We start from the raw sequence: 20,329 nt of genomic DNA, 5'->3' as shown, positions 1-20,329 counted from the left end.
AAAGCCGGCCAGCCCTCCACTGAGCGACAGGCCCGCATGCGGGTGTGCGTTGCGACGAAGGATGGCTGTGACCGTGACGGTTCTGTCCGGCTGGACTGCGGTGACAGGCAGCCGGCCGGACATTGCTGGCTGAGCAATGGCTTATCAGCCTTTCAGAGCCGCCCGCCATTGCGTGAGAAACTTGATCCGCTTTTGCGGATCCATAAAGTTGAGCAGGGTTTCATCAAGCGCGATCGGCTTGAGATTGCCGCCGACCAGGGTGTTGAGGCTGTCAATATTATAGCCTTCGGTCACATCCTTGCGCAGTGCTGGCATTCCCTTGGAAGCAAGCGCTGTCTGGCCTTCCTGCGAAAGCAGGAAATCGATAAACAGCTTGCCGGCATTGGGGTGTGGAGCATCCTTGAGCAGGCCCGTCACGCGCGAGAAGGCAGGCGTGTAATCCTTGCCGAAGGCCACGCCGAGATTGGGAGCGCTTTTGACCCAGTCAAGGGCATAGGAGCCGATCAAATTATAGGCCAACACGTTTTCACCCGAAACGACGGTTTCACGCATCGAGCCGGTCGAGGAATAGGATTTTCCTTTGGCCTTCCCCAGAGCATTGGTGAGGTCCCAGAAGTTCGGCGTCTCGTCGAGATCATTGGTCTGGATCAAAAAGCCGACGCCGGATTTTTCCGGATCAAAGGTCGCCAGTCGACCATCATAGGCACCGCTGGTAATGAAATCGATTAGTTCCTGGCGGGTTTGCGGGACTTTGTCCTCTTCCAGCGCCGTCTTGTTATAGATCATGCCGATGGGTTCGATCGAGGTTGCATAGACGACGTCTTTATAAACAGCCCAGCCGGGCAGAGCGGCCGTTTCCGTCGACTGGTAGGGTGCGAGATAGCCGTCAACGGCCAGCTTGACGCCCTGGTCCATTGCCGATGTCCAGAACAGATCCCCACCCACCTGCCGCGCCGCAGCCTCCGAGATCACCCGGTTATAGACACCATTGGTGCCGATATCATTATAATCGACGCGAATATCGGGATATTTCTTGGCAAAGGCATCGAGAGCCGCCTGGGCCTGGGCCTGGTCGGTGGCGGAATAGATGGTCACCGACCCTTCCTTGCGCGCCGCTTCAACAAGCTCGGCGGCTGCAGCAAGGCCAGACGTGGCAGACAGGATCAATGCCGTCCCGGTGATCAAGCCATAAGATAGAGTGCGTTTCAATGTGCAGGTCCTCCCAGAATGATTACGATTGCCTGGGAGATGGCCGCGTCGAAAGATGAAACTATACTTTATCTTTGACGCTTTCTACCGATTTCATCTGGCCAAAATAAAGTATTCCCGCCTTTATTCAAGCAGGTTAAAGCTTTCAGTAAATCGATATCCTCCCAAGGATATAGAAAAGCCATTCGCTCCTACAAATAGCCTTTCTGAATACAGAGATTCTACGATGAAACTGTCAGGAACCTGTCATAAGTTGGTAGGTTTTAGTTGCCGGAGACCTTTTTCTATGCAATCTATCTGCAATGCGCATCCTTCTGGTTGAAGACACCCGGGATGTCGGGGAGGCAATCAATCAACGGCTGGTGCGGGTGGGGCATTCAGTCGATTGGGAGACGGACGGACTCGTTGCCGCCGAGATTCTCGACTTCACCGATTACGATCTGATCATTCTTGACGTCATGCTCCCCGGGCTTGGCGGCTTTGACATCCTGCGCCGGCTGCGCGCCGCCAAGAAGACGGTTCCCGTTCTTGTTCTCACTGCGCGCTCGGAGATTGAGGATCGGGTCAGCGCGCTTGATCTGGGTGCCGATGATTATCTGGTCAAACCGTTTGACTTTCGCGAATTGGAGGCACGGGTCCGGGTTTTGTTGCGCCGCAACAGCGGCGAGACCACCAATATCATCGTCTGCGGCAATCTTCAGCTCGACCGGCACAGCCGCAATGTGCGGATCGGCAATCGCGAGGTCCAGCTCAAGCGCCGTGAAATCGCCATTCTGGAGGTTTTTGCCAGCCGGCCCGGCAGGCTGTTCAGCAAGGATGAGCTGATGGACACGCTGTTTGGCTTCGATGAAGGGGTCAATCACAATGCGGTTGAACTCTACATCAGCAGAATTCGCAAGAAGATCGAGGGATCGGGCGTATCGATCATGACGCAACGCGGGATGGGCTATCAATTGGTGATCGATGAAAGCGCATGAACCCTCGCTGTTCTCGCGGCTGTTTATCCGGGTTGGCCTTGTTCTGGTGATCGGGGCGAGCCTTCTGATCACCGCGGCCTGGTTTTACGGCCAGACGGCTTCCAACAAGACCTATGACCAGCTGCTGCAGGGGGCTGCCATGCAGATTGCCGAGGGGGTCACGCAGATTGACGGCCAGTTGATCGTCAATCTGCCTTCCTCTGCCTTTGAACTGTTGGGATTTGCGGAAAGAGACAGGATTTTTTATCGCATTGTCGGGCCCGATGGCGCGGTTGTGAGCGGGTATCCGGATTTGAATATCCATGATGATCTTGGTGCCGCGCGGCGTGCGCCGAAACTTGCGACAGAAATCTATCGCGGGGCCGAGATGCGGATGATCACGGTCGCGCGGGCGCTGGCCGATCAGGCCGAGGCGGGCTGGGTCTATGTGGTGCTGGCGCAAACCACCGAGGCGCGGCGTGCTCTTGCGGCGGAAGTCACACAAGGCGCAATGCTGATTGTCGGCGTGATGGTTGTGCTCGGACTTGCCGGGACATTCCTTGCAGTGCGCTATGCGCTGCGGCCCGTCACCAGCCTTGCCGACGCGCTCCGGCAACGCAATCCGGAGGATCTGACGCCGATGCAGACACCAGCACCCAATGAATTGCGGCCTTTTGTCGGTGCGATCAATTCCTTCATGACACGGCTGGATCTGCGGGTGGTGCGACTACAGCAATTCATTGCCGATGCCGCCCATCAGATCCGCACACCCTTGACGGCACTTGCCGCCCAGGTCGATATGCTGGATGCCGATGCCATGAGTGAAGCTGATCGCGAACGCACACGGCGCATCAAGCGCAGAACAGGCGAATTGGCACAATTGACCAACCAGTTGCTCAGCCATGCCATGGTCATTCATCGTGCAGGGGTGGTGCAGCTGGAAGTCATCAACCTGGTAGAGGTGAGCCGCGCGGCGTTTCACCATGCGGTCCCGCTGACAATCGACCCCGACATGGTGATATCATTTGAGGCTGGCGACACCGGGCTGATGGTCAAAGGGGATCCTGTCAGCCTGCGCGAAGCCATCGCCAATATTATCAGCAATGCGCTTAGCCACGGCGCGATCTCGCGGCTGGAAGTGCGCGTGCAGCGCGTTGATGGGCGGATCTGTGTTGAGGTTGAGGATGACGGACCGGGCATTGCGCCCGCAAACTGGGATCAGATGGTACGCCGGTTCAACGCAGCATCGCCCAAGGCAGGCGCGGCCTCGGGGCTTGGCTTTGCCATCGCGGCGGAGGTTGCATCGGCCCATGACGGGATCATCCGCTTTCGCGAGAAGGGCGAGACCGGCTTCACGGTGATCCTCGATTTGCCGCCCGCAGGGGAGGATGGACGGTGAGACTTTATTTCTTTGCCTTTTTGCTTTCAGGACTGGCAAGCTATGCGCAGGCCCAGTCGGATGAAGGAACGACCACCCATTTTCCGTCGCTTGATACGGAAAGCGCCCGCCTGGTGATCCATGGCGCGGCCGACACCTCGGCGCTCAAGCCGTTGTTGCGCGATTTTCAGGTCAGCGAGCCGCATGTTGCAATCGACTATACCGACTTTGTCACCAATGAGCTGTATCGGGAGGCAGATAGCGCCTGTCGTGAAGGCCGCAATTTCGGTGATCTGTTGCTGTCTTCTTCGGTGGATCAGATGGTGAAGCTCGCCAATGACGGCTGCGCGCTGGCCCATGTCTCGGCGCAGACGCGCGGCGCTGAAAATCATTTCAATAACTGGCGCAACGAGGTCTATGGCTTCACCTTCGAGCCATCGGTGATTGTCTATCACAGCGATTACGTGGATCCGGAGGAGGTGCCGCATACCCGGGCCGAACTCGCGGATTTGTTGCGGCGCAAACAGGAATTCTACCGCCGTCATGTCGCCACCTACGACCTTCGGGAATCGGGTGTTGGCTATTTGCTGGCCTTTCTTGACGCGGAGCAGAATTCGACCGCCTATGGGCGCTTGCTGGAGAGCATGAGCCGTGTGGACACGCAATTGCGGTGCTGCAACAACTCGATCCTGAGCGATCTGGACGAGCGCAAGATCTATATCGGCTATAATATCATCGGATCCTATGCCTATGCGGCAAGCCTGCGCAATCCCAAGCTCAAAATCGTTCTGCCGCGCGATTATACCCTGGTTCTAAGTCGCGCGGCCTTTATTCCAAAACAGGCCGGTCAGGCGGCGCTGGCCGCGCGTTTTCTCGATTATCTGCTGTCCGAACGCGGGCGGCGGGTGGCGCGTGAACAGGCATTTTTCTTTTCGCGTGATGGCAGCCTGCCTTCAGGCGTGGATGGACCACCATCGCTGATCGAAAGCGGGGTGGGACGGCTGGTGCGCATTGGCCCTGCTCTGCTTGCAACCCAGGACGGCGCACAGCGCAAGCGTTTCATTGACGACTGGACCGAGGTGATGGCCCCGACCGTTGCGCCCGGCCCTCAGTGAGTGGCGTTTCTAAAATGGGCCGCAGTCAGCGGTTGGCGTTGCGGATCAGTGTCATGGCAGCAAGCCCGGCCGTCTCGAAATAAGCCGGTTCGCGATGAAGAAGCACGGTGGCAAAGGCGCCGTCGAGCAAGAGCATGATCTGAGCTGCGAGCCTGCGCGCATCGACAATGTCTAGCCCCTCTGCGAAAAGGCAACACAACCAGTCTTCAACCCGCTTCTTATGCGCCCTTCCCGCAACCAGGGCCGGATGGCCCGGGAACTCGACAAGTTCGACCGCACTGCGCAGAAACCCACAGCCTTGCCAGTCTTTGCGGCGCGCGGCGCGTGCGAGACCCAAGAAAATGCCATTGACCTTTTGGGCCACATCCCCGGGGCTGCGGGCATACCATTGTTTGAGGATTGAAAGATTTGGCGCGTCGCGCGCTTCTAGACAGGCGGCGATCAGATCATCCTTGCTGCGGAAATGATAATAGAGGCTACGCTTGGTAAGGCCGGCGCGTTCGGCGATGAGATCAACGCTTGCCGCCTTGATGCCCTGCTGGTGAAAGAGCCGGGATGCCGCCTCAATGATACGGTCGCGTGTGGATACACTGTCTAAAGCCATCGACATCATGTATACCGCCTAGTGAATATACTCAAGGTGGAATAATCGTCATTCTCGCGTCTGAACCCGAACAGCAAAGCGGCAGGCGTGATGGAGCGACCAGCAGAAAGCATCGTGATCGATTGTGTTGACGGTGTCCGGTTACACGGACATCGATGGGCCGCGCTGGGTCTTCGACAACACGGCGTCATCATCATCAATCCGGCAACGGGTGTCCGCGCATCCTATTATCATCGCTATGCGCAATTTCTCTCAGAGCACGGCTTTGAGGTGCTGACCTATGATTACCGCGGGATCGGTGCGTCGCGGCCGGCAAGCCTCAGGCACAGTCAGATTTGCTGGCGTGAGTGGGGCGAGAAGGATTTTGAGGCGGTGCTGCGGTTCACCTATGAGCAAAGCGGGCTTTCTCCACAGGTGATCGGTCACAGCATTGGCGGGTTTTTGCCTGGTCTTGCGCCAAGCAATATCCTGGTCAGCCGGATGCTGACCGTGGGTGCGCAATTTGCGTGGTGGGGCGATTATCAGAGAAGCCAGAGACTGCAGCTTTTCTTCAAGTGGCATGTGGTCATGCCGGCGCTCACCGCATTGTTCGGATATTTTCCTGGCAAGCGGCTGGGCTGGCTTGAAGATCTGCCCAAAGGCGTTGCCAATGAATGGAGTTTGCGTCGATCCCGTTTTGAGCGAAGCTATCCAGAGCCATTGCGCGGTGAGGTGCTCAACACTCTGAGCAGTTTCCGTGCACCCATTCTCGCCGTGGCGGTGAGCGATGACCCCTTGGCCACGGAGCGGGCAATCCGTCGCGCGCTCAGCTATTATAGCGCTGCGGATGCGCAGTTAATCATGATTTCGCCGGATGATTATCACTGCGCCCGTATCGGGCATTTTGATCTTTTTCACGACCGTCATCGCATGGGCTTCTGGCAGCAGAGCATCGGATGGTTGCTTAATGGTCAAAATCCCTGGCGCGAACGAAGGATTGACGGCGCCTCAATTGACAATTGATCGCAAAAGCAGTGCGACCAGACGGGGCGTGAGGATTGCGTGAAGGCGCTGCATTTGTTTGAACAGGAAACCGCTCAACCGCAACATAGTGGCTGAGATATGGATGATCTGGCTCGCGGCATAATGCCTTAAACTTCTATCAGCTTAAGGCATCATGCAGCAAATTGCATCTGGCAGGGCGAGGTCTGGGCGCCGGTAGGGCGCACGGCGCTCTAATGCCGCGGCGGCAGCACAGGAAGCGGTTCGGCACGGCCGACGATAAAGGCATAGGAAAACGCGCCAACCACCGCCATGATCGCAGCCATCAGAAAGGAGGGTGTGTAGCTTCCCCCGAATTGATCGAGCAGGAATCCGAACAGAAACGGGCTGATGATCCCGGCGATATTGGAGGCAAAATTCTGAATGCCACCAATCGATGCGACATGGTGCGAGCTTGGCGCAACATCGGCCGGCAGCGACCAGATCGCGGTCGCGGCGATGGCCAGAGAGCTATAGGAAACTGCGAGGAAGAACAGCGCGGCGTAGAGCGATTCAACCATCGCGGCGGGCAGAATGGCTGCACCGCCCAGCATGCCGCCGACCATCACCGTCTTGCGCACGGTGGTGACATTGGTGCCGCTGCGGATGGCCCGGTCGGCCAGAAGGCCGGCGATCCAGGCGGTGACCACCGCCGCAAGCCCGGGCAACATGCCGTAAAGTCCGAGCTCGGTGAGATTAAGTCCACGGGCGGTCTTCAGATAGGTCGGAAACCACGTCAGGAAGAAATAGATGACGAAGTTCAGGCAGAAGAAGCCGAGCATCATTCCCCAGACGGTGCGGTAGCGAAACAGATCGATCCAGCGAATTTTTTGGGCTTCCAGATCGTCATTGTCATCGGTACGGGCGCCATTCTGGATGATATATTGACGCTCGAGATCATTGGCGCGTGGATGGTCATTGGGATCCCGATAGGTTTTATACCATAGCAGCGCCCAGACGATGCCGATGGCGCCCAAGATGATAAAGGAATAATGCCATGTCGCAAAGGCGATGATCGAGGTGACAATGGGCAATGCCAGGACAGTCCCGACGCGCGAGCCGGAATCAATGACAGCAGTTGCAAAGGCGCGTTCGTTTCTGGGAAACCAGCGCGATGCCGCTTTGGTTGCTGCGGGATAGGCCGGTGCCTCGCCGGCGCCAAGAAAGAAGCGAACGGTAAAAAAGCTCCAGAAGCTGTTGGCAAGCGGCGTCAGCGCGGTGAAGACCGACCACCAGACTGCGGCAAGTGAAAAGCTTTTGCGCGCGCCCAGCTTGTCGGTGATCCAGCCAGCAAACAGCATCATGCCGTCATAGGCCCAGAAAAACGCACCCAGGATCAGACCCTTTTGGGTATTGGTGAGGTTGAGGCCGAGTTCCTGATCGATGAAAGGCAGAGCAACGCTCATATTGGCGCGGTCAAGGTAATTGATCGCAATACCGATGAAACACATGAAAAGAATGAAATAACGGAAGCGTGTGGCACCAGATGGCGCCTTTTTTGAAGTGTCCATTCCCAATTTCCTCCCGGGATGTATCTTCGCTCGTCTCTGAGGGGCAATGGTGCTGATCAGCCCGATTGTTCAATCGGCGCAGGCGGGGCGACGCGAAAGCGTGCAGCGAGATCGGCAAATGATTGCATCGTCACCGGATCAATCTTCACACCGTGCGCATCACGCTGCTTTGCCACCTGCCATTCGCGATCGCCGGGCGCCATGACAGTGCAGGACTGTCGGGCCGGCGACGTGCGCAGCGTGTCAAGATAGCGGGTCATGCCGGCGTCAAACAGCGCAGGGTCGATAAAGGCGTCCGGCTTGAGCGCAAGGACAAAGGCCCCCATTTTGCGCGGAGTGGAAAAATCCGGCCCGCCCATCGGCGCGATATCGAAACTCAATGTCATCCCGGTGAGAACGGCACTGAGAATTTCTGCAAGCCCTGCCAACGCTGCCCCCTTGAAGCCGAATTCACCACCCATTGGTGCCAGCATTGCGGCCTTCTTTCCCTCAAGCGTGTCAACGCCATCCGCATCGGAGGCCACGCCTTGTGGCAGCGGCACGCCGAGGCTCTGATAGAGCATGACGCGGTTATAGGGGATTGAACTTGTGGCCATATCGAGCAGCCACGGCTGGGGTCCGGTGGTGGGAACGCCGACCGCGATAGGGTTGGTGCCATGAAAACGCATGGCGCCGTCATGCAGGCGCACGAAGCTGTCGGAATTGCAGACCGCAATGCCAATATAACCTTGACGCGCGGCCTCAAGCGCATAGGCGCCGGCGGCGGCGAAATGCGAGCTGTTCTGAATAGCGACAGCACCGATACCAAACTGATCGGCAAGCGCGGTGGCCCGCGCCATCGCGGTAAAAGTCGCAAGAGCGCCATGGGCATGATCGGCATCGAGCGTTTCGATGGCTCCGAAACTGCGGACCGCCCGAAGGCTTGGTGTCTTGTTAATGCGGCCGCCGAGCAGTGCGGTGACATAATGCGACAAAAGACGCACACCGTGACTGTCCACGCCAAGGCGGGTGCCGTGCATCATGGCGCGGGTTGCGGCATCTGCGGTCGCATCATCAGCGCCACAGGCGGTGAGAACTTCCGTGCAAAATCGCTCAAGCGCGCCGAGTGAAAAGGCGGCCTCATGATCAGACAGCTGCATTATGGTACTCCTCCAGCTCATAATGTCTTATGCATGCACTATACAATAATCTCTGTCAACGCAGTCCGCCATGAAAAATCCTGGCGCTCAGCGGCCATGCAGGATCACCTCTTGTCGTGCTCCGTCCTCAGCGATTGAGCACGGCAAGAATGCGAAAGGCCACTTTACTCAATGCGTTGAACGTGGTCTTTCTGGATCTGAAACCGGTTGTGGCCCGGCCTATTCATCTGCGCAGTCGCGGATAGCGAGAGCAATGCGGCCGATCAGTGGAAGGACATTGTGATGCGGGGTGCAGCACCCAGGCTTTATCAGAGTGCGCGCGACAGACTTGCGCTCGACATCGCCAATGGTGGTCTGGTCGAAGGCCAGCGCTTGTCCGAGACCTGGGTGGCTGAGCATTTCGGCATCAGTCGCGCGCCCGCGCGCCAGGCACTTGTCGAACTTGCAGCGCAGGGCCTGCTCGCAAAGGAACAGGGCCGCCGCGGTTATGTGGTGTCCGCATTTGGGGGGCAGACAGGCTTTGATGAGGGAGGCGCTGCCAAGCGCGGCCCGATCCAGTTTCTGCCGAGCTGGCAACGCATCTATAGTGAGATCGAGCGGGAGATTTTTGCCCGCACGTCGATTGCCAGCTGGCGGGTCAATGAACTGGCGCTCGCCAGGCATTATGGTGTCAGTCGGACGGTTGCACGTGACGTAGTGGCGCGTTTGCAGCAGCGGGGCATCATCGACAAGGCGGAAGGCGGTCGCTGGCTTGCGCCGGCACTGACCGACAAGCGCCTGCATGATCTGTTCGAACTGCGTTGGGTTCTTGAGCCGCTGGCGCTTGAGAAGGCGCTGCCGCGTCTTCCCGAGGGTCTGCTCAATAGGTTACGCGCCAATCTCGAGGCGGCGACGCTCGCCGCGCAGGTGAGCGCGGCAACGCTGGACGCGCTGGAACAGGAGCTTCATGTCGAGCTCTTTGGATATTGTGACAACCAGGCGCTTCTGGAAGCGGTGCGACTGCCACAGACCTTGTTGGTCGCCCACCACTTCCTCTATCAATGGACCTCCGGACTTTTTGAGACAGAGCCATTTTTGCCGGAGCATCTGGCGATTGTAGATGCATTGCAATCGGGTAATCTCAAAGGCGCGCAGGCGGCATTGGTCGATCATCTCAAGATTTCACATGAGCGCGCGATGCTGCGCGTTCAAACCATTGCCGGCACGATCGAGCCATATGACCTGCCCTATCTGGAGCGCCAGGACGACTAGAACAGCGGGCAAGCACGCTTGGCTGAACGCGGATCATTTCGTCCCGAATGGAAGCTTTTCGGGCCATCGCGAGGCGCGGCAGCAGACGCGGCTGATGGCGCATCGGGAACATTTAAAGCGGCCGGCCTTTGCGACGGACGAGAGCGATGAACTGCGCCGTGACGCCCAGGACCAGAAGAACCAGCAATCCCGCCTGGGCCCCGAGCAATAGCGGCGATTGCAAGTCGCTCACCAGAGGGTGGCCTTCGGGAACACGGCGCAGGATCTCGCTCACCGCTGGCACCATCAGCAGAAAGGCTGACAGGCTGAGCAGCAGCGTTTCGATATAGCGCGACGCAGCGCCCAAAAATCTGAGGTGGCCAACGCTGTAGCCGGCGATCAGGACTAAGAGCGTCACGGCGCCAATGATTGCGCTCACCGCCTGTCGCGCGACGAGAAAGGTGGTCAATGCGCCAATCAGCATGAACAGCAGATAGAGCCTGCCCGCCAAGGATGCAGGCACAATTCGACCGTAGCGCAGGAACATATATAGGGCCAGCGGGATTGCAGGGAGACTGCCCAGCGTATGCAACCAGCCCAGGGGGGAAATTCCAAACATGATAAAACTCCAGTAAACAAGCGGCTTGATGAACGGGTATACCTACTAGAAGGTAGATTTTCAGAGCAATTGGGCGCCCATCGCGCCCTTCGGGATCAGCGCGCGATCATCACTCGATCATTGCTCGGTCAGGCGCTGCAAAAGCGGTTCGGTAATTTTCGAAAACATGCTCGGATCGCCATAGGCGCGTGCCGAGAGCATGGCGCCATGCACGCCAGCCATGAAGGTTTCCGCCTCGATCTGCGGCGATTGCTTAAGACAAAGCGAGCCATCCGCCTGACCGCGCTCCAGTACGGCGGTCAACCAGCGCGACAAGGACTTGAAATAGGCCTCGATCTCGACAATTAGCGGCTCAGGCAGAACCGGCAATTCGCTTGCCAGCAATGCGCAGACACAAAACGGCGTTTCCCCGCCCTCAATACAGTCGCGCCAATAGTGGATATAGGCGCGCAATTGCCCGTCAGGTTCCGCGATCGCGGCCTCAAGCTGGGCGAACCCTGCTTTCGTTTCCGTCTGGTGGCGATGAATGAGAGCGGTCACCAGATCGAGCTTGCTGGGAAAATGGTGGTGAATGCTGGCCTTGCGGATCAACACCACCGCCGCGATGTCGGCATAGCTGAAACCGTTATAGCCGCCCTTCAGGATCAGGCGTTTTGCGCAGGCAAGAATATCATCGGCGGTTGTTGAATATGCGGTCATATCGCTATCTACCTTCTAGTAGGTTGCCTGTCAAGCACCTTTCCTCCCTCCGCCCTTTGCCACAGATCCGCTCTGCTCAAGCCCGACCTGACAGCAGTCCTGGCCGCTATCGCCGGTTTGCCGGCAGGCAGCATTTTTTCGCAACGATCAGATGGTGATGAGAAAGCCTTGATCGGCCGACCGCCTCTCAAATACGGAATCGATCACAGCCGGATCAAAGAATTCTGATTGTGGAATGCGGTGGAACACCCGGCTCACGCGCAATGCCGAATGGGTTGTGCCGCACGACGGGGCAGGACTTGTGCACAAACTGGAAATAGTGCGGGACCGGATTATATAAGCACGTGAATATATAGATAAAATATGCCATCTTCACATTGATTTAGGCAATTCTCTTTACTGATCTTACCTATCATGGAGAAATGCGATGAAGCTTATTCGTTCCTTTTTTTGCCTATCCCTTTGCCTGTCCCTCTGCTTGTGTTTGTCCCTGTCATGGAATGGCGGCGCCCAAGCTGAGCCGCTTGCCAGGCCTGCAGGAAAGCCCATCCTGGTGATATCCGGCAAGATTACCAATACCAATGTCGGCGATACTGCCCAGTTTGACCGCGACATGCTGGAAGCGCTCGGCCTTGAAACCGTTGAAACGGCCAATCCCTGGTATGATGGTCGTGTGCGTTTTGAGGGCGTATCCATCGACAAGCTGATGCGTTTGGTCGGCGCCGAGGGAACGAAGGTGACTGCGGTGGCGTTGAACGACTATGTCAGTTCGTTGCCGATGGAGGATTTCAAGAAATTCAACGTCATTCTCGCGATGAAGCGCGATGGCAATTACATGGCGGTCCGCGACAAGGGGCCGCTGTTCATCATTTACCCATATGACAGCGACCCGCAGCTCCAGAGTCAGACCTATTACACGCGCTCTGCGTGGCAGGTAGCCAAGCTCATCGTTGAATAGAGGCAAAATGTGAGACGTATCCTGGGCGTGATTATATTCTGTTTCGTGCTGGCAACGGCTTATATTGCCTATGTCATTGCCGAGCGACAGACTGCGCTTCAGAAATTCTCGCGCTATAATGATTCCTGGTCGATCGGCCAGACCGTATCGGAATATATGCGGCTGGAGCACGTCCTGGCCGCCTATGCACTTGATCCAACCGATGAGCAGCGCGAAGAGGCGCGTTTGCGGCTTGACATCATGCTGGGACGCCTTGAGTTGCTCCAGCAGGGCAATCTGCGCGCCTTCATTCATGATGATCCGCAGCGCCGCGCGCTGTTTCTTGCGCTCAGCAGCCGCCTGCACGAGCTTGACACCGGTTTCGAGCAGTTGGATGGCGAGACGCTCAAACAGCAATTGCAGGCCATGGCCACGCTTGACGGCCCGATGACTGCGCTTGCATCCGCAGCGGTTGAGTATGATGTCGGCCTCATCGACACTGCTCAGGCGGAAGTGCGGCAACTGCATCTCATCTATACAGGACTTGCAGCCGGTTTGATCCTGTGTGGTGTTGTTCTTGTGCTGCTGTTGTTGCGCCACAACAAGCTGCTGGATCGCGCGCATGGCAAGATGCAACGGCTGACCAATGACCTTCAGCAAGCGACCGGCGAGTTGCAATCCCAGAATTACCGCCTTGAACATGATGCCCATCACGACGCGCTGACGGGTTTGCCCAATCGCGTGCTGTTTCGGCAAGATCTGGAGGAGCGGCTACGCGCAGCGCAGAGCGGCCGGCAGTCGGCAATGATCCTGCTTCTTGATCTTGACGGTTTCAAGGACGTCAACGACACGCTCGGCCATGATGTCGGCGATGCCTTGCTGCAGGCGGTTGCCAGTCGATTGGCAAAGATTGGTGGGGATGGTGACGTGGTCTGCCGGTTGGGCGGCGACGAGTTCGCGCTTCTGACCACCGGCATTTCCGAAGCGGACGCGCTCTCACTTGCATCGGATTTGATGGAGGCCATCAGCCGACCCTATCTGATCGGCGAGCTGGAAATAAAGATTGGAACCTGCGTCGGTGTCGCGATCTCGCAGGGCGAGCCCAATACGGAAGAATTGTTCAAACATGCCGATCTTGCGCTTTATGAAGCCAAGGCGCTCGGACCGGGCCATGCCAGTATCTTCCGGTCGCAGATGCAAACCCGGTTGCGCGAGAAGAAATCCTTTGAAGCGGATCTTCAAAAGGCGCTGCTCAACGGGGAAATGACCGTCTTCTATCAACCGCAGGCGCGGACAGACACAAGGGAGATCTGTGGCTATGAAGCGCTGGTTCGCTGGAACCATCCTGTGCGTGGCGCGGTTTCACCAATGGAGTTTATCCCGGTTGCCGAGCGGATCGGCTTTATCAATACGCTGGGGGAATGGGTGCTCAGGGCGGCATGCCTTGAAGCGGTAAAATGGAACAGGCCGTTAAAGATAGCCGTCAATCTTTCGCCGGTGCAGTTTCGCAGCGCGGGCCTGATTGAGAGTGTCACGCAGGTTCTGGAGCAAACCGGGCTTGCAGCCGATCGGCTGGAACTCGAGATTACCGAATCTGTCCTGCTGGACAAGAATGAGCAGACGCTCAATACGTTGCGGCAATTGAAGGCGCTCGGCATCCAGATTGCCATGGATGATTTCGGCACTGGCTATTCCTCTCTGGGCAGTCTGAGCGGCTTTCCGTTTGACAAGATCAAGATCGACCGCTCCTTCGTCCGCGATGTCACCACGCGCCTTGACGCGCTGGCGATTGTCGAACTTGTGACCGGCGTCGGACGCAGCCTCAAAATGATCACCATTGCCGAAGGGATCGAGACCGAAGAACAGTTTGAATGTCTCAAGCGGCTCGGTTGCGATCAGGTGCAGGGATATCTGATCGGCAAACCGGTTCCGGCATCAAAACTCCGCAATATGCATCAAAGCAACCGCTACGATCTGAAAGCGGCGATTTGATCCTCTCAATCGGTCGCATCGCTTAGCGCTGGCGGCGGCCTTGCAAATCAGCTAGGTCAGGTGCCATCGCAAACTCGACTGCGTCAGACGCAGGGAAACCGGGCAAAGACGTGTTGAACGTACATGGCATTCGTGTGCCGATCACATCGGAGGAGGTTTCTCCGATCATCTGGCAGGCTCTTGAAAACCAGTCTTATGAGGCCAAGGAGGCGCGGTCGGTCTTCAAGGCGGTCAAACCCGGCGACCGGGTGCTGGAACTGGGCGCGGGCATCGGCGTCATCACCGCAACCATCGCCGGCATCGCTGATGTCAAAGTCTGGGCGTTTGAGGCAAACCCTGCCACCGCAGCCCTCGCCGCACGGGTGATTGCGGCCAATGAAATCCACAACGTCGTCTTGAACCAGGGTATTCTCACTGCAGGAGAGCCGCGATCGCATGTCTTTTATGTCAGGCAGGATCTGTGGATGTCATCGATGGATGAAGCCCAAGGGCCCTATCAGAGCTGCATTGAACTGCCATCCGCCAATATTGATGATTTCATCACCGCTCACGCCATCAACGTTCTCGTCATGGACATTGAGGGAGCGGAACGCGATCTGCTTTCCAACGCTGCTCTGCCAGGTATTGATCGCGTTTTCCTCGAATTGCACGATCATCTTTATGGGCTTGCCGGCATCCGCGACATCACCCAGGCCCTGACCGACAAAGGCTATGCCTATGATCCGCGCGGGTCGCAGGGACCCTGCGTGCTATTTGGAAAAGATGACGGCGCGCGGCTTTATTGTCCCGACTAAGCGGGTTCTGGGCCCGACGGTGCCGGAGCGATTGGGACCGTCTGGAGGTGAGAATCTGGCCGCCGCAAAAGCCGATAAATATGAGTTCTCCGGTCTTGTTTTGCGACGTTCATTCGGATTATAGGAAATCCGGGCCGAACAGGCCTTGATACGCCCTGCACGAAACCGAGGACCTCTCCCCGTGATCACAATGAAGTCTTTTCTGGCCGCAGCGGGCTTTTCGGCGCTGTTGGCATTCCCGTTCGACCTTGCGGCGGCGGCTTCGACGCATTATCCGCTGGTGCTTGAGAATTGCGGCGCCAAGATTCGCTTTGACAAGGCCCCGCAGCGAGCCATCGGGCTTGGACAAAACAGCGCCGAGATCCTGCTTTTGCTTGGTCTTGAGGACCGAATGGCAGCCACCGCATTCTGGCCAAGCAAGGTGCTGCCAGAGCTTGCGAGCGCCAATGCCAAAGTCAAGCTGCTGACCGTCGAGTTCCCGACGTTTGAATCGCTGCTTGCGCAGGACCCGGATTTTGTTGCCGCAGCGCTGCCCAGCCTGGTGGGTCCAAGCAGCAAGGTCGCCAAACGCGAGGATTTCGACAAGGTTGGCGTGCCGAGCTATCTGTCGCCAAGCACCTGTTTGAGCACCATTGAGGTCAAGGATGAATACGGCAGCCGCGATCAGTTATGGACGATGGATCTGCTCTATCAGGAGATTGACGAGCTTTCGCAGATTTTTGATGTGGCCGATCGCGGCCAGGCGCTGATCGCCGATTTCAAGGCGCGTGAGGCCGCGCTGCGGGGCCGTGTTGTAACGGGTGGCAAGAAGCTTGGTTACCTATTCTGGTTCTCCAGCCAGTCGCCTTCCGCTGACGCTTATCTGGGCGGCGGCAATGGTGCATCCAGTTACATCGCCGATGTGCTGGGTGGTGAAAATGCCATCAAGGCCAAAGCCGAATGGCCAACGCTTGGCTGGGAAAGCATTATCACTGCCAATCCCGATGTCATCGTTGTCGCCAATCTGGACCGCAATCGCTGGGAACTCGACAAGCCGGAAGCCAAGATCGCATTCCTGAATTCCGACCCGGCGGTCAAGGAAATGCCGGCGGTCAAGAACCGTGCCATTGTGGTGATGGACGGCCAGGCAATGAACCCGACAATCCGCACTCTTTATGGCGCGGAGCAGGTCGCCGAACAGCTCAAAGCGCTCGGTCTGCTTCAGTGATGGCGTATCGCCGGAGCGTTGGGACAGCTGCGACGGGCGCTGTTGTGCTCCTGCTATCGCTGTTGGCAATCTTATTCGTGGTGGGCATCAGCACGGGGATTGGCGATCTGCCGATCCCGCTGTCCACGACGTTTTTTGCGGTGACCAATCGGCTCGGCTGGAGTGGGGTTGAACTCAACCGCATTCATGAGACCGTGATCTGGGATTATCGCCTGAGCCGTGCCCTGGTCGCGGCCTTCTGCGGCGCAGGTCTGGCCTTGTCGGGTGCGATCCTGCAATCGCTGTTGCGCAATCCTCTGGCCGAACCCTATGTGCTCGGCATTTCGGCGGGTGCCTCCACTGGCGCGGTTGCCGTGGTGATCCTGGGTCTGGGGGCGGGTGCGCTATCCCTGTCAGCGGGCGCTTTTGCCGGCGCGTTTCTTGCGTTCCTGTTTGTCGCCCTTCTCTCCAATGGAACGCGCGGTGGCGCCGATCGCACCATACTTGCGGGGGTCGCTGCCTCGCAGCTTTTCAATGCCGCGACCTCCTATATCGTCACCACATCCGGCAATGCCCAGCAGGCTCGCGATGTGATGTTCTGGCTGCTTGGCAGCTTTGGTGGGGTGCGCTGGCCAGAATTCATGCTGGTGGGGGTGGTGATTGGCCTGGGGCTGCTGATCTGTCTGTTTTATGCGCAGGTGCTGGACGCATTTGCCTTTGGCGACGAGGCCGCGGCATCGCTGGGTGTGCATGTTGGCCGCGCCCGCATTGTGTTGTTTGCACTGACCGCAATGATGACAGCGACAATTGTCAGCATGGTCGGTTCCATTGGCTTTGTCGGACTGGTTGTGCCGCATGCAGCGCGTTTTCTGGTCGGCCCGCTGCATATCCGCTTGCTGCCGGCCTGCGCGATCGGGGGCGCGATTTTCATGGTGCTGGCCGATATTGCCTCGCGCGCCCTGGTTCCGCAGCAGGTTCTTCCGATCGGCGTGGTGACGGCCCTGGTGGGCGTGCCGTTCTTTTCGATCATTCTTTACCGGTTTCAGCGCGCATCATGACGATCACGGCGGACAATATCACCTTCAAAATTGGCGGCAAGACCGTGCTGGATGGCGTGTCATTTGCGGCAAAGCCCGGACAGATGCTCGGGCTTTTGGGACCCAATGGCTCCGGCAAGACATCCTTGCTGCGGCTGCTGGCCGGGCTGAAGCGCCCGAGCAGTGGCCGGGTGCTGCTGGATGCGGCTGATCTTAACACGATATCCCGGCGCAAGCTTGCGCAGCGCGTGGCATTTGTGGAGCAACATGCCACCACCAATGCCAATCTGAAGGTGCTTGACGTGGTCAGGCTCGGCCGCTTTCCACACAGGTCAATGTTTTCTGGCTGGACGGGGACGGATGAAAATGCGGTCGAGGATGCACTTGCGCGCACCGGCATGCAGGCCAAGCGACAAGATCATTGGCAGAGCCTGTCGGGAGGCGAGAAGCAGCGCGCCCATATCGCAAGGGCTCTGGCGCAAAAGCCAAAGGAACTCATTCTCGACGAGCCGACCAATCATCTTGATATTGAGCACCAGATGAGCCTCTTGAAACTCATTTCCAGTCTGCCGATCACCAGCATCATCGCCATGCACGACCTCAACCATGCGGCGATGTTCTGTGATGCTTTGCTGGTGATAAAGGCAGGTAAGATTGTGGCTTATGGCACACCCGAAGAGGTGATCCATCAGAGGCTTCTCAAGGACGTGTTTCAGGTCGATGCGCGCGTGGAAATCTCCAGCCATTCGCTGCGCCCGCATATTCATTATCTCAAGGAATAGACCCATTCAGACGCGGTCCGGGTTGGCTTGAGGCAGGATGGACAAGTCAGACGTGAACAGACTCGCTGTGCAAAAACTGCTAGAATGGCCGGGTCAATCACCGAACAAAAGCCAGGAGACAGCAATGAAACTCGCTTTCTTGACGACAGCAGCGCTCGTTTTGTCCGTGACATTTGCGATGGCGGACTGCCCGAACCATAGCGCGCAATCGACAAAGATGGAAAAGCCGCAGACGACGGCGAGCGTTGAGACCACGATGCCGACGCAGAAATGACACCCTCTGACGCTGCTGCAGCCAGAAGGCACGCACGTCTTCTGGCTGCATTGCTTTGCCCGCCATTGTGAGGCCCAATTCAGAGTGAGCAGCCACTGCCGGAATGACTGTGATCTTGATCACCAGTCTCGAACAAAGTCTGTCACCGGTTTTGAGGTCCGCAGGCAAAAAGCGACATCGGCCAGCCTGTTTTTTGGCCCAGCTGTTTTACCGGCGGGCTTTCTTGTATTGAATTACTGATCGTCCGTGCGCTTTTGATAGTCATTGTCATGTATTTCGCAGGCCATGTGTCTGAGCGCACGACCAATCGCGGCATATTCATACTCATTGAGATTGGCCAGGGAAGCGCGTCCTGCCGGCTGCAGGGTGCCGAAGCCGGTCCCCGGCAGCAAGACAATCCCGGTTTCATCCGCAATGCGGAACAGCAGTTCTGTGGGCGAGATATTCTTTTTGACCCAGGCCGCGAAGTCATCCCCATAAAGCCGCCTTGCGATATCTTCGAGATCGAGCAGCGTATAATAGTCGACGTCATTCTCATCGGACTGCGGTGGCAGGCCCAGTTCACGATAGAGAGCGGCCTCGCGATTGCGAATGAGTTTCTTCAGCTGGGCCTTATAGGCATCCTTCTCATCCATCAGGCCAAAAAGGGAGAACAGCACCATCTGCACCTGCTGCGGTGTTGAAAGACCGGCGGTATGGTTGAGCGCCACGGTGCGGCTGTCGGCGACCAGACGGTCGATGAATTTAAGCGTTGCGACATCAGGAACGAGCGATGCGTAGCGCCCGCGCAATTCCCTCTGCACATTTGCGGGGAGTGCTTTGAGTTTCGCATCGAGCACATTGTCCTTATGCATCGCGATCGCCCCCAGCCGCCAGCCCGTGGCACCGAAATATTTGGAAAACGAATAGACAAGCATGGTGTTATAGGGGCAGACCGCGAATATCGATTTGAAGTCATCAGCAAAGGTCCCATAGACATCGTCGGTCAGAATGATCAGGTCAGGACGTTTTTCCTTAACGATACGGCCAATCTGTTCAAGTCCGCGCTGATCGACCTTGACGGAAGGCGGATTGCTTGGATTGATCAGGAAGAACACTTTGATGGCAGGATCGAGCAGCTTGTCGAGTTCGGCTTGCGGATATTGCCAGCCCTGCCTGGGGTCGGCATTGATATGCACTTCCTTCAAGCGATAATTGTTCAGCTCCGGAATTTCGATATAGGGCGTGAATGTCGGCATACCGATTGCCACCGTATCGCCTTCCTCGAGAATCCTGTTTTGTTTAAGTGTATCGAAAATATAGGTCATTGCGGCGGTTCCACCCTCCACCGCAAACAGATCGATCGTTTCAGAGCTCATATAGCCGCCGATCATTTCGCGGACCAGATAGTGTTTCACAATCTCTTCGCTGACTTTGAGCATGCGGGGTGGGACGGGATAATTGCAACCCAGGATAGCCTCCACCATTTCATGCAGGAATTCAGAGGCAGACAAGCCGAGCTGATCGCGCACATAGGACAGTGTGCGCCCGAGGAATTTCACCCCTTCCTGATCGCTATGGTCGGAAATGAACCGTTGAAATCTGCCCTCAATGCCTTCAATTTTTGGCAATCCACCAATGCCGTTCGACAGATAGGAATAGGAGAGCTCCGCCTCAGCAACTGCAAAAAGGCCCAGCCGCAGGAAGGCGCGCCGAGGCACGGTGGCGAGAAAGTTGGGGTTACCGCGTCCGGCATTGAGCATGGCGTGGTTTTTCTTACCCGAGGCAACTGCGATAAGCGCGTCTTTCAGCTCAAACGGGCTGAGCTTGGCAAATTTGCTGTAATCAGTCTTCACCATGTTCTGTTC

19 protein-coding genes are annotated in these 20,329 nt (G+C 57.3%); 12 read left to right on the top strand and 7 right to left on the bottom strand.

Translation table 11 applies throughout. From position 1 onward, the window contains the following. Positions 1-144: 144 nt before the first annotated feature. Complete coding sequence (locus tag RT142_RS10440) at positions 145-1,209, bottom strand: ABC transporter substrate-binding protein (protein ID WP_171380282.1); 1,065 nt, start codon at positions 1,207-1,209, stop codon at positions 145-147. A 302-nt stretch (positions 1,210-1,511) separates the two neighbouring features. Between RT142_RS10440 and RT142_RS10435 the strand changes: the two genes are divergently transcribed. Genes RT142_RS10435 through RT142_RS10425 form a run of 3 tightly spaced genes read left to right on the top strand, consistent with a single transcriptional unit; the run spans position 1,512 to position 4,658 of the window. Further along, entirely contained in the window at positions 1,512-2,186 is a 675-nt protein-coding gene (locus tag RT142_RS10435; protein ID WP_007880697.1) for a response regulator transcription factor, read from the top strand. Further along, on the top strand, positions 2,173-3,564 hold the full coding sequence (locus RT142_RS10430; protein ID WP_313028515.1) for a sensor histidine kinase: 1,392 nt from the start codon (positions 2,173-2,175) through the stop codon (positions 3,562-3,564). The genes RT142_RS10435 and RT142_RS10430 overlap by 14 nt, the downstream gene beginning before the upstream one ends. Then, positions 3,561-4,658, top strand: coding sequence for an ABC transporter substrate-binding protein (locus RT142_RS10425; RefSeq protein WP_171380284.1), 1,098 nt, complete (start codon positions 3,561-3,563; stop codon positions 4,656-4,658). Before RT142_RS10430 ends, RT142_RS10425 begins: the two co-directional genes overlap by 4 nt. Positions 4,659-4,683: 25 nt before the next feature. Here the strand turns inward: RT142_RS10425 and RT142_RS10420 are convergent, their stop codons facing one another. Beyond that, on the bottom strand, positions 4,684-5,262 hold the full coding sequence (locus tag RT142_RS10420; protein ID WP_235972560.1) for a TetR/AcrR family transcriptional regulator: 579 nt from the start codon (positions 5,260-5,262) through the stop codon (positions 4,684-4,686). Between the two features lie 90 nt (positions 5,263-5,352). Here RT142_RS10420 and RT142_RS10415 point away from each other — a divergent pair, with 90 nt between their 5' ends. Beyond that, positions 5,353-6,264 carry an alpha/beta fold hydrolase gene (locus tag RT142_RS10415; protein ID WP_171380285.1) on the top strand — a complete coding sequence of 304 codons (912 nt, stop codon included), beginning with the start codon at positions 5,353-5,355 and terminating at the stop codon, positions 6,262-6,264. A gap of 212 nt (positions 6,265-6,476) precedes the next feature. On the opposite strand, the gene RT142_RS10410 is transcribed toward RT142_RS10415, so the two are convergent. Beyond that, on the bottom strand, positions 6,477-7,793 hold the full coding sequence (locus RT142_RS10410) for an MFS transporter (RefSeq protein WP_007880707.1): 1,317 nt from the start codon (positions 7,791-7,793) through the stop codon (positions 6,477-6,479). Positions 7,794-7,849: 56 nt separating this feature from the next. Continuing rightward, positions 7,850-8,932, bottom strand: coding sequence for an Ldh family oxidoreductase (locus tag RT142_RS10405; protein ID WP_171380286.1), 1,083 nt, complete (start codon positions 8,930-8,932; stop codon positions 7,850-7,852). A 282-nt stretch (positions 8,933-9,214) separates the two neighbouring features. Between RT142_RS10405 and RT142_RS10400 the strand changes: the two genes are divergently transcribed. Continuing rightward, the gene (locus RT142_RS10400; RefSeq protein ID WP_313028512.1) at positions 9,215-10,183 is read left to right on the top strand and encodes a GntR family transcriptional regulator; all 969 of its coding nucleotides are present in this window, start codon (positions 9,215-9,217) and stop codon (positions 10,181-10,183) included. Positions 10,184-10,295: 112 nt separating this feature from the next. On the opposite strand, the gene RT142_RS10395 is transcribed toward RT142_RS10400, so the two are convergent. Together RT142_RS10395 and RT142_RS10390 are read right to left on the bottom strand one after the other, a co-directional pair. After that, positions 10,296-10,781, bottom strand: coding sequence for a hypothetical protein (locus tag RT142_RS10395; protein WP_171380288.1), 486 nt, complete (start codon positions 10,779-10,781; stop codon positions 10,296-10,298). Positions 10,782-10,898: 117 nt separating this feature from the next. After that, positions 10,899-11,480, bottom strand: a complete 582-nt coding sequence (locus RT142_RS10390) for a TetR/AcrR family transcriptional regulator (protein WP_171380289.1) — start codon at positions 11,478-11,480, stop codon at positions 10,899-10,901. 427 nt (positions 11,481-11,907) lie between these two features. Here RT142_RS10390 and RT142_RS10385 point away from each other — a divergent pair, with 427 nt between their 5' ends. The 7 genes from RT142_RS10385 (at position 11,908) to RT142_RS10355 (ending at position 18,482) form a co-directional block, all read left to right on the top strand. Next, complete coding sequence (locus RT142_RS10385) at positions 11,908-12,438, top strand: oxidoreductase (protein WP_171380290.1); 531 nt, start codon at positions 11,908-11,910, stop codon at positions 12,436-12,438. A 9-nt stretch (positions 12,439-12,447) separates the two neighbouring features. Continuing rightward, on the top strand, positions 12,448-14,409 hold the full coding sequence (locus RT142_RS10380; RefSeq protein ID WP_313028509.1) for an EAL domain-containing protein: 1,962 nt from the start codon (positions 12,448-12,450) through the stop codon (positions 14,407-14,409). Positions 14,410-14,519: 110 nt separating this feature from the next. After that, on the top strand, positions 14,520-15,203 hold the full coding sequence (locus tag RT142_RS10375; protein WP_171380292.1) for an FkbM family methyltransferase: 684 nt from the start codon (positions 14,520-14,522) through the stop codon (positions 15,201-15,203). A gap of 190 nt (positions 15,204-15,393) precedes the next feature. Beyond that, complete coding sequence (locus RT142_RS10370) at positions 15,394-16,410, top strand: ABC transporter substrate-binding protein (RefSeq protein ID WP_409558577.1); 1,017 nt, start codon at positions 15,394-15,396, stop codon at positions 16,408-16,410. Next, a complete protein-coding gene (locus RT142_RS10365) occupies positions 16,410-17,447 on the top strand; it encodes a FecCD family ABC transporter permease (RefSeq protein ID WP_171380294.1) in 1,038 nt (345 codons plus the stop codon). The genes RT142_RS10370 and RT142_RS10365 overlap by 1 nt, the downstream gene beginning before the upstream one ends. After that, entirely contained in the window at positions 17,444-18,208 is a 765-nt protein-coding gene (locus tag RT142_RS10360) for an ABC transporter ATP-binding protein (RefSeq protein ID WP_171380295.1), read from the top strand. Before RT142_RS10365 ends, RT142_RS10360 begins: the two co-directional genes overlap by 4 nt. Before the next feature lie 124 nt (positions 18,209-18,332). Beyond that, positions 18,333-18,482 carry a hypothetical protein gene (locus tag RT142_RS10355; protein WP_171380296.1) on the top strand — a complete coding sequence of 50 codons (150 nt, stop codon included), beginning with the start codon at positions 18,333-18,335 and terminating at the stop codon, positions 18,480-18,482. Between the two features lie 233 nt (positions 18,483-18,715). Here the strand turns inward: RT142_RS10355 and RT142_RS10350 are convergent, their stop codons facing one another. Continuing rightward, positions 18,716-20,320 carry a bifunctional aspartate transaminase/aspartate 4-decarboxylase gene (locus RT142_RS10350; protein ID WP_171380297.1) on the bottom strand — a complete coding sequence of 535 codons (1,605 nt, stop codon included), beginning with the start codon at positions 20,318-20,320 and terminating at the stop codon, positions 18,716-18,718. Positions 20,321-20,329 lie beyond the last annotated feature (9 nt).

It is taken from the genome of Brucella sp. (genome assembly GCF_032066345.1).
Lineage (GTDB): Bacteria > Pseudomonadota > Alphaproteobacteria > Rhizobiales > Rhizobiaceae > Brucella > Brucella pseudogrignonensis.
The sequence above is the reverse complement of the archived record's forward strand: the minus strand, read 5'-3'. Positions and strand labels throughout refer to the sequence as shown.

Coding starts and splice junctions, on each gene's coding strand:
- RT142_RS10435 (WP_007880697.1), top strand. CDS start 1,512: ATGCGCATCCTTCTGGTTGAAGACACCCGGGATGTCGGGGAGGCAATC.
- RT142_RS10430 (WP_313028515.1), top strand. CDS start 2,173: ATGAAAGCGCATGAACCCTCGCTGTTCTCGCGGCTGTTTATCCGGGTT.
- RT142_RS10420 (WP_235972560.1), bottom strand. CDS start 5,262: ATGGCTTTAGACAGTGTATCCACACGCGACCGTATCATTGAGGCGGCA.
- RT142_RS10415 (WP_171380285.1), top strand. CDS start 5,353: ATGGAGCGACCAGCAGAAAGCATCGTGATCGATTGTGTTGACGGTGTC.
- RT142_RS10410 (WP_007880707.1), bottom strand. CDS start 7,793: ATGGACACTTCAAAAAAGGCGCCATCTGGTGCCACACGCTTCCGTTAT.
- RT142_RS10405 (WP_171380286.1), bottom strand. CDS start 8,932: ATGCAGCTGTCTGATCATGAGGCCGCCTTTTCACTCGGCGCGCTTGAG.
- RT142_RS10400 (WP_313028512.1), top strand. CDS start 9,215: ATGCGGGGTGCAGCACCCAGGCTTTATCAGAGTGCGCGCGACAGACTT.
- RT142_RS10395 (WP_171380288.1), bottom strand. CDS start 10,781: ATGTTTGGAATTTCCCCCCTGGGCTGGTTGCATACGCTGGGCAGTCTC.
- RT142_RS10390 (WP_171380289.1), bottom strand. CDS start 11,480: ATGACCGCATATTCAACAACCGCCGATGATATTCTTGCCTGCGCAAAA.
- RT142_RS10385 (WP_171380290.1), top strand. CDS start 11,908: ATGAAGCTTATTCGTTCCTTTTTTTGCCTATCCCTTTGCCTGTCCCTC.
- RT142_RS10370 (WP_409558577.1), top strand. CDS start 15,394: ATGAAGTCTTTTCTGGCCGCAGCGGGCTTTTCGGCGCTGTTGGCATTC.
- RT142_RS10365 (WP_171380294.1), top strand. CDS start 16,410: ATGGCGTATCGCCGGAGCGTTGGGACAGCTGCGACGGGCGCTGTTGTG.
- RT142_RS10360 (WP_171380295.1), top strand. CDS start 17,444: ATGACGATCACGGCGGACAATATCACCTTCAAAATTGGCGGCAAGACC.
- RT142_RS10355 (WP_171380296.1), top strand. CDS start 18,333: ATGAAACTCGCTTTCTTGACGACAGCAGCGCTCGTTTTGTCCGTGACA.
- RT142_RS10350 (WP_171380297.1), bottom strand. CDS start 20,320: ATGGTGAAGACTGATTACAGCAAATTTGCCAAGCTCAGCCCGTTTGAG.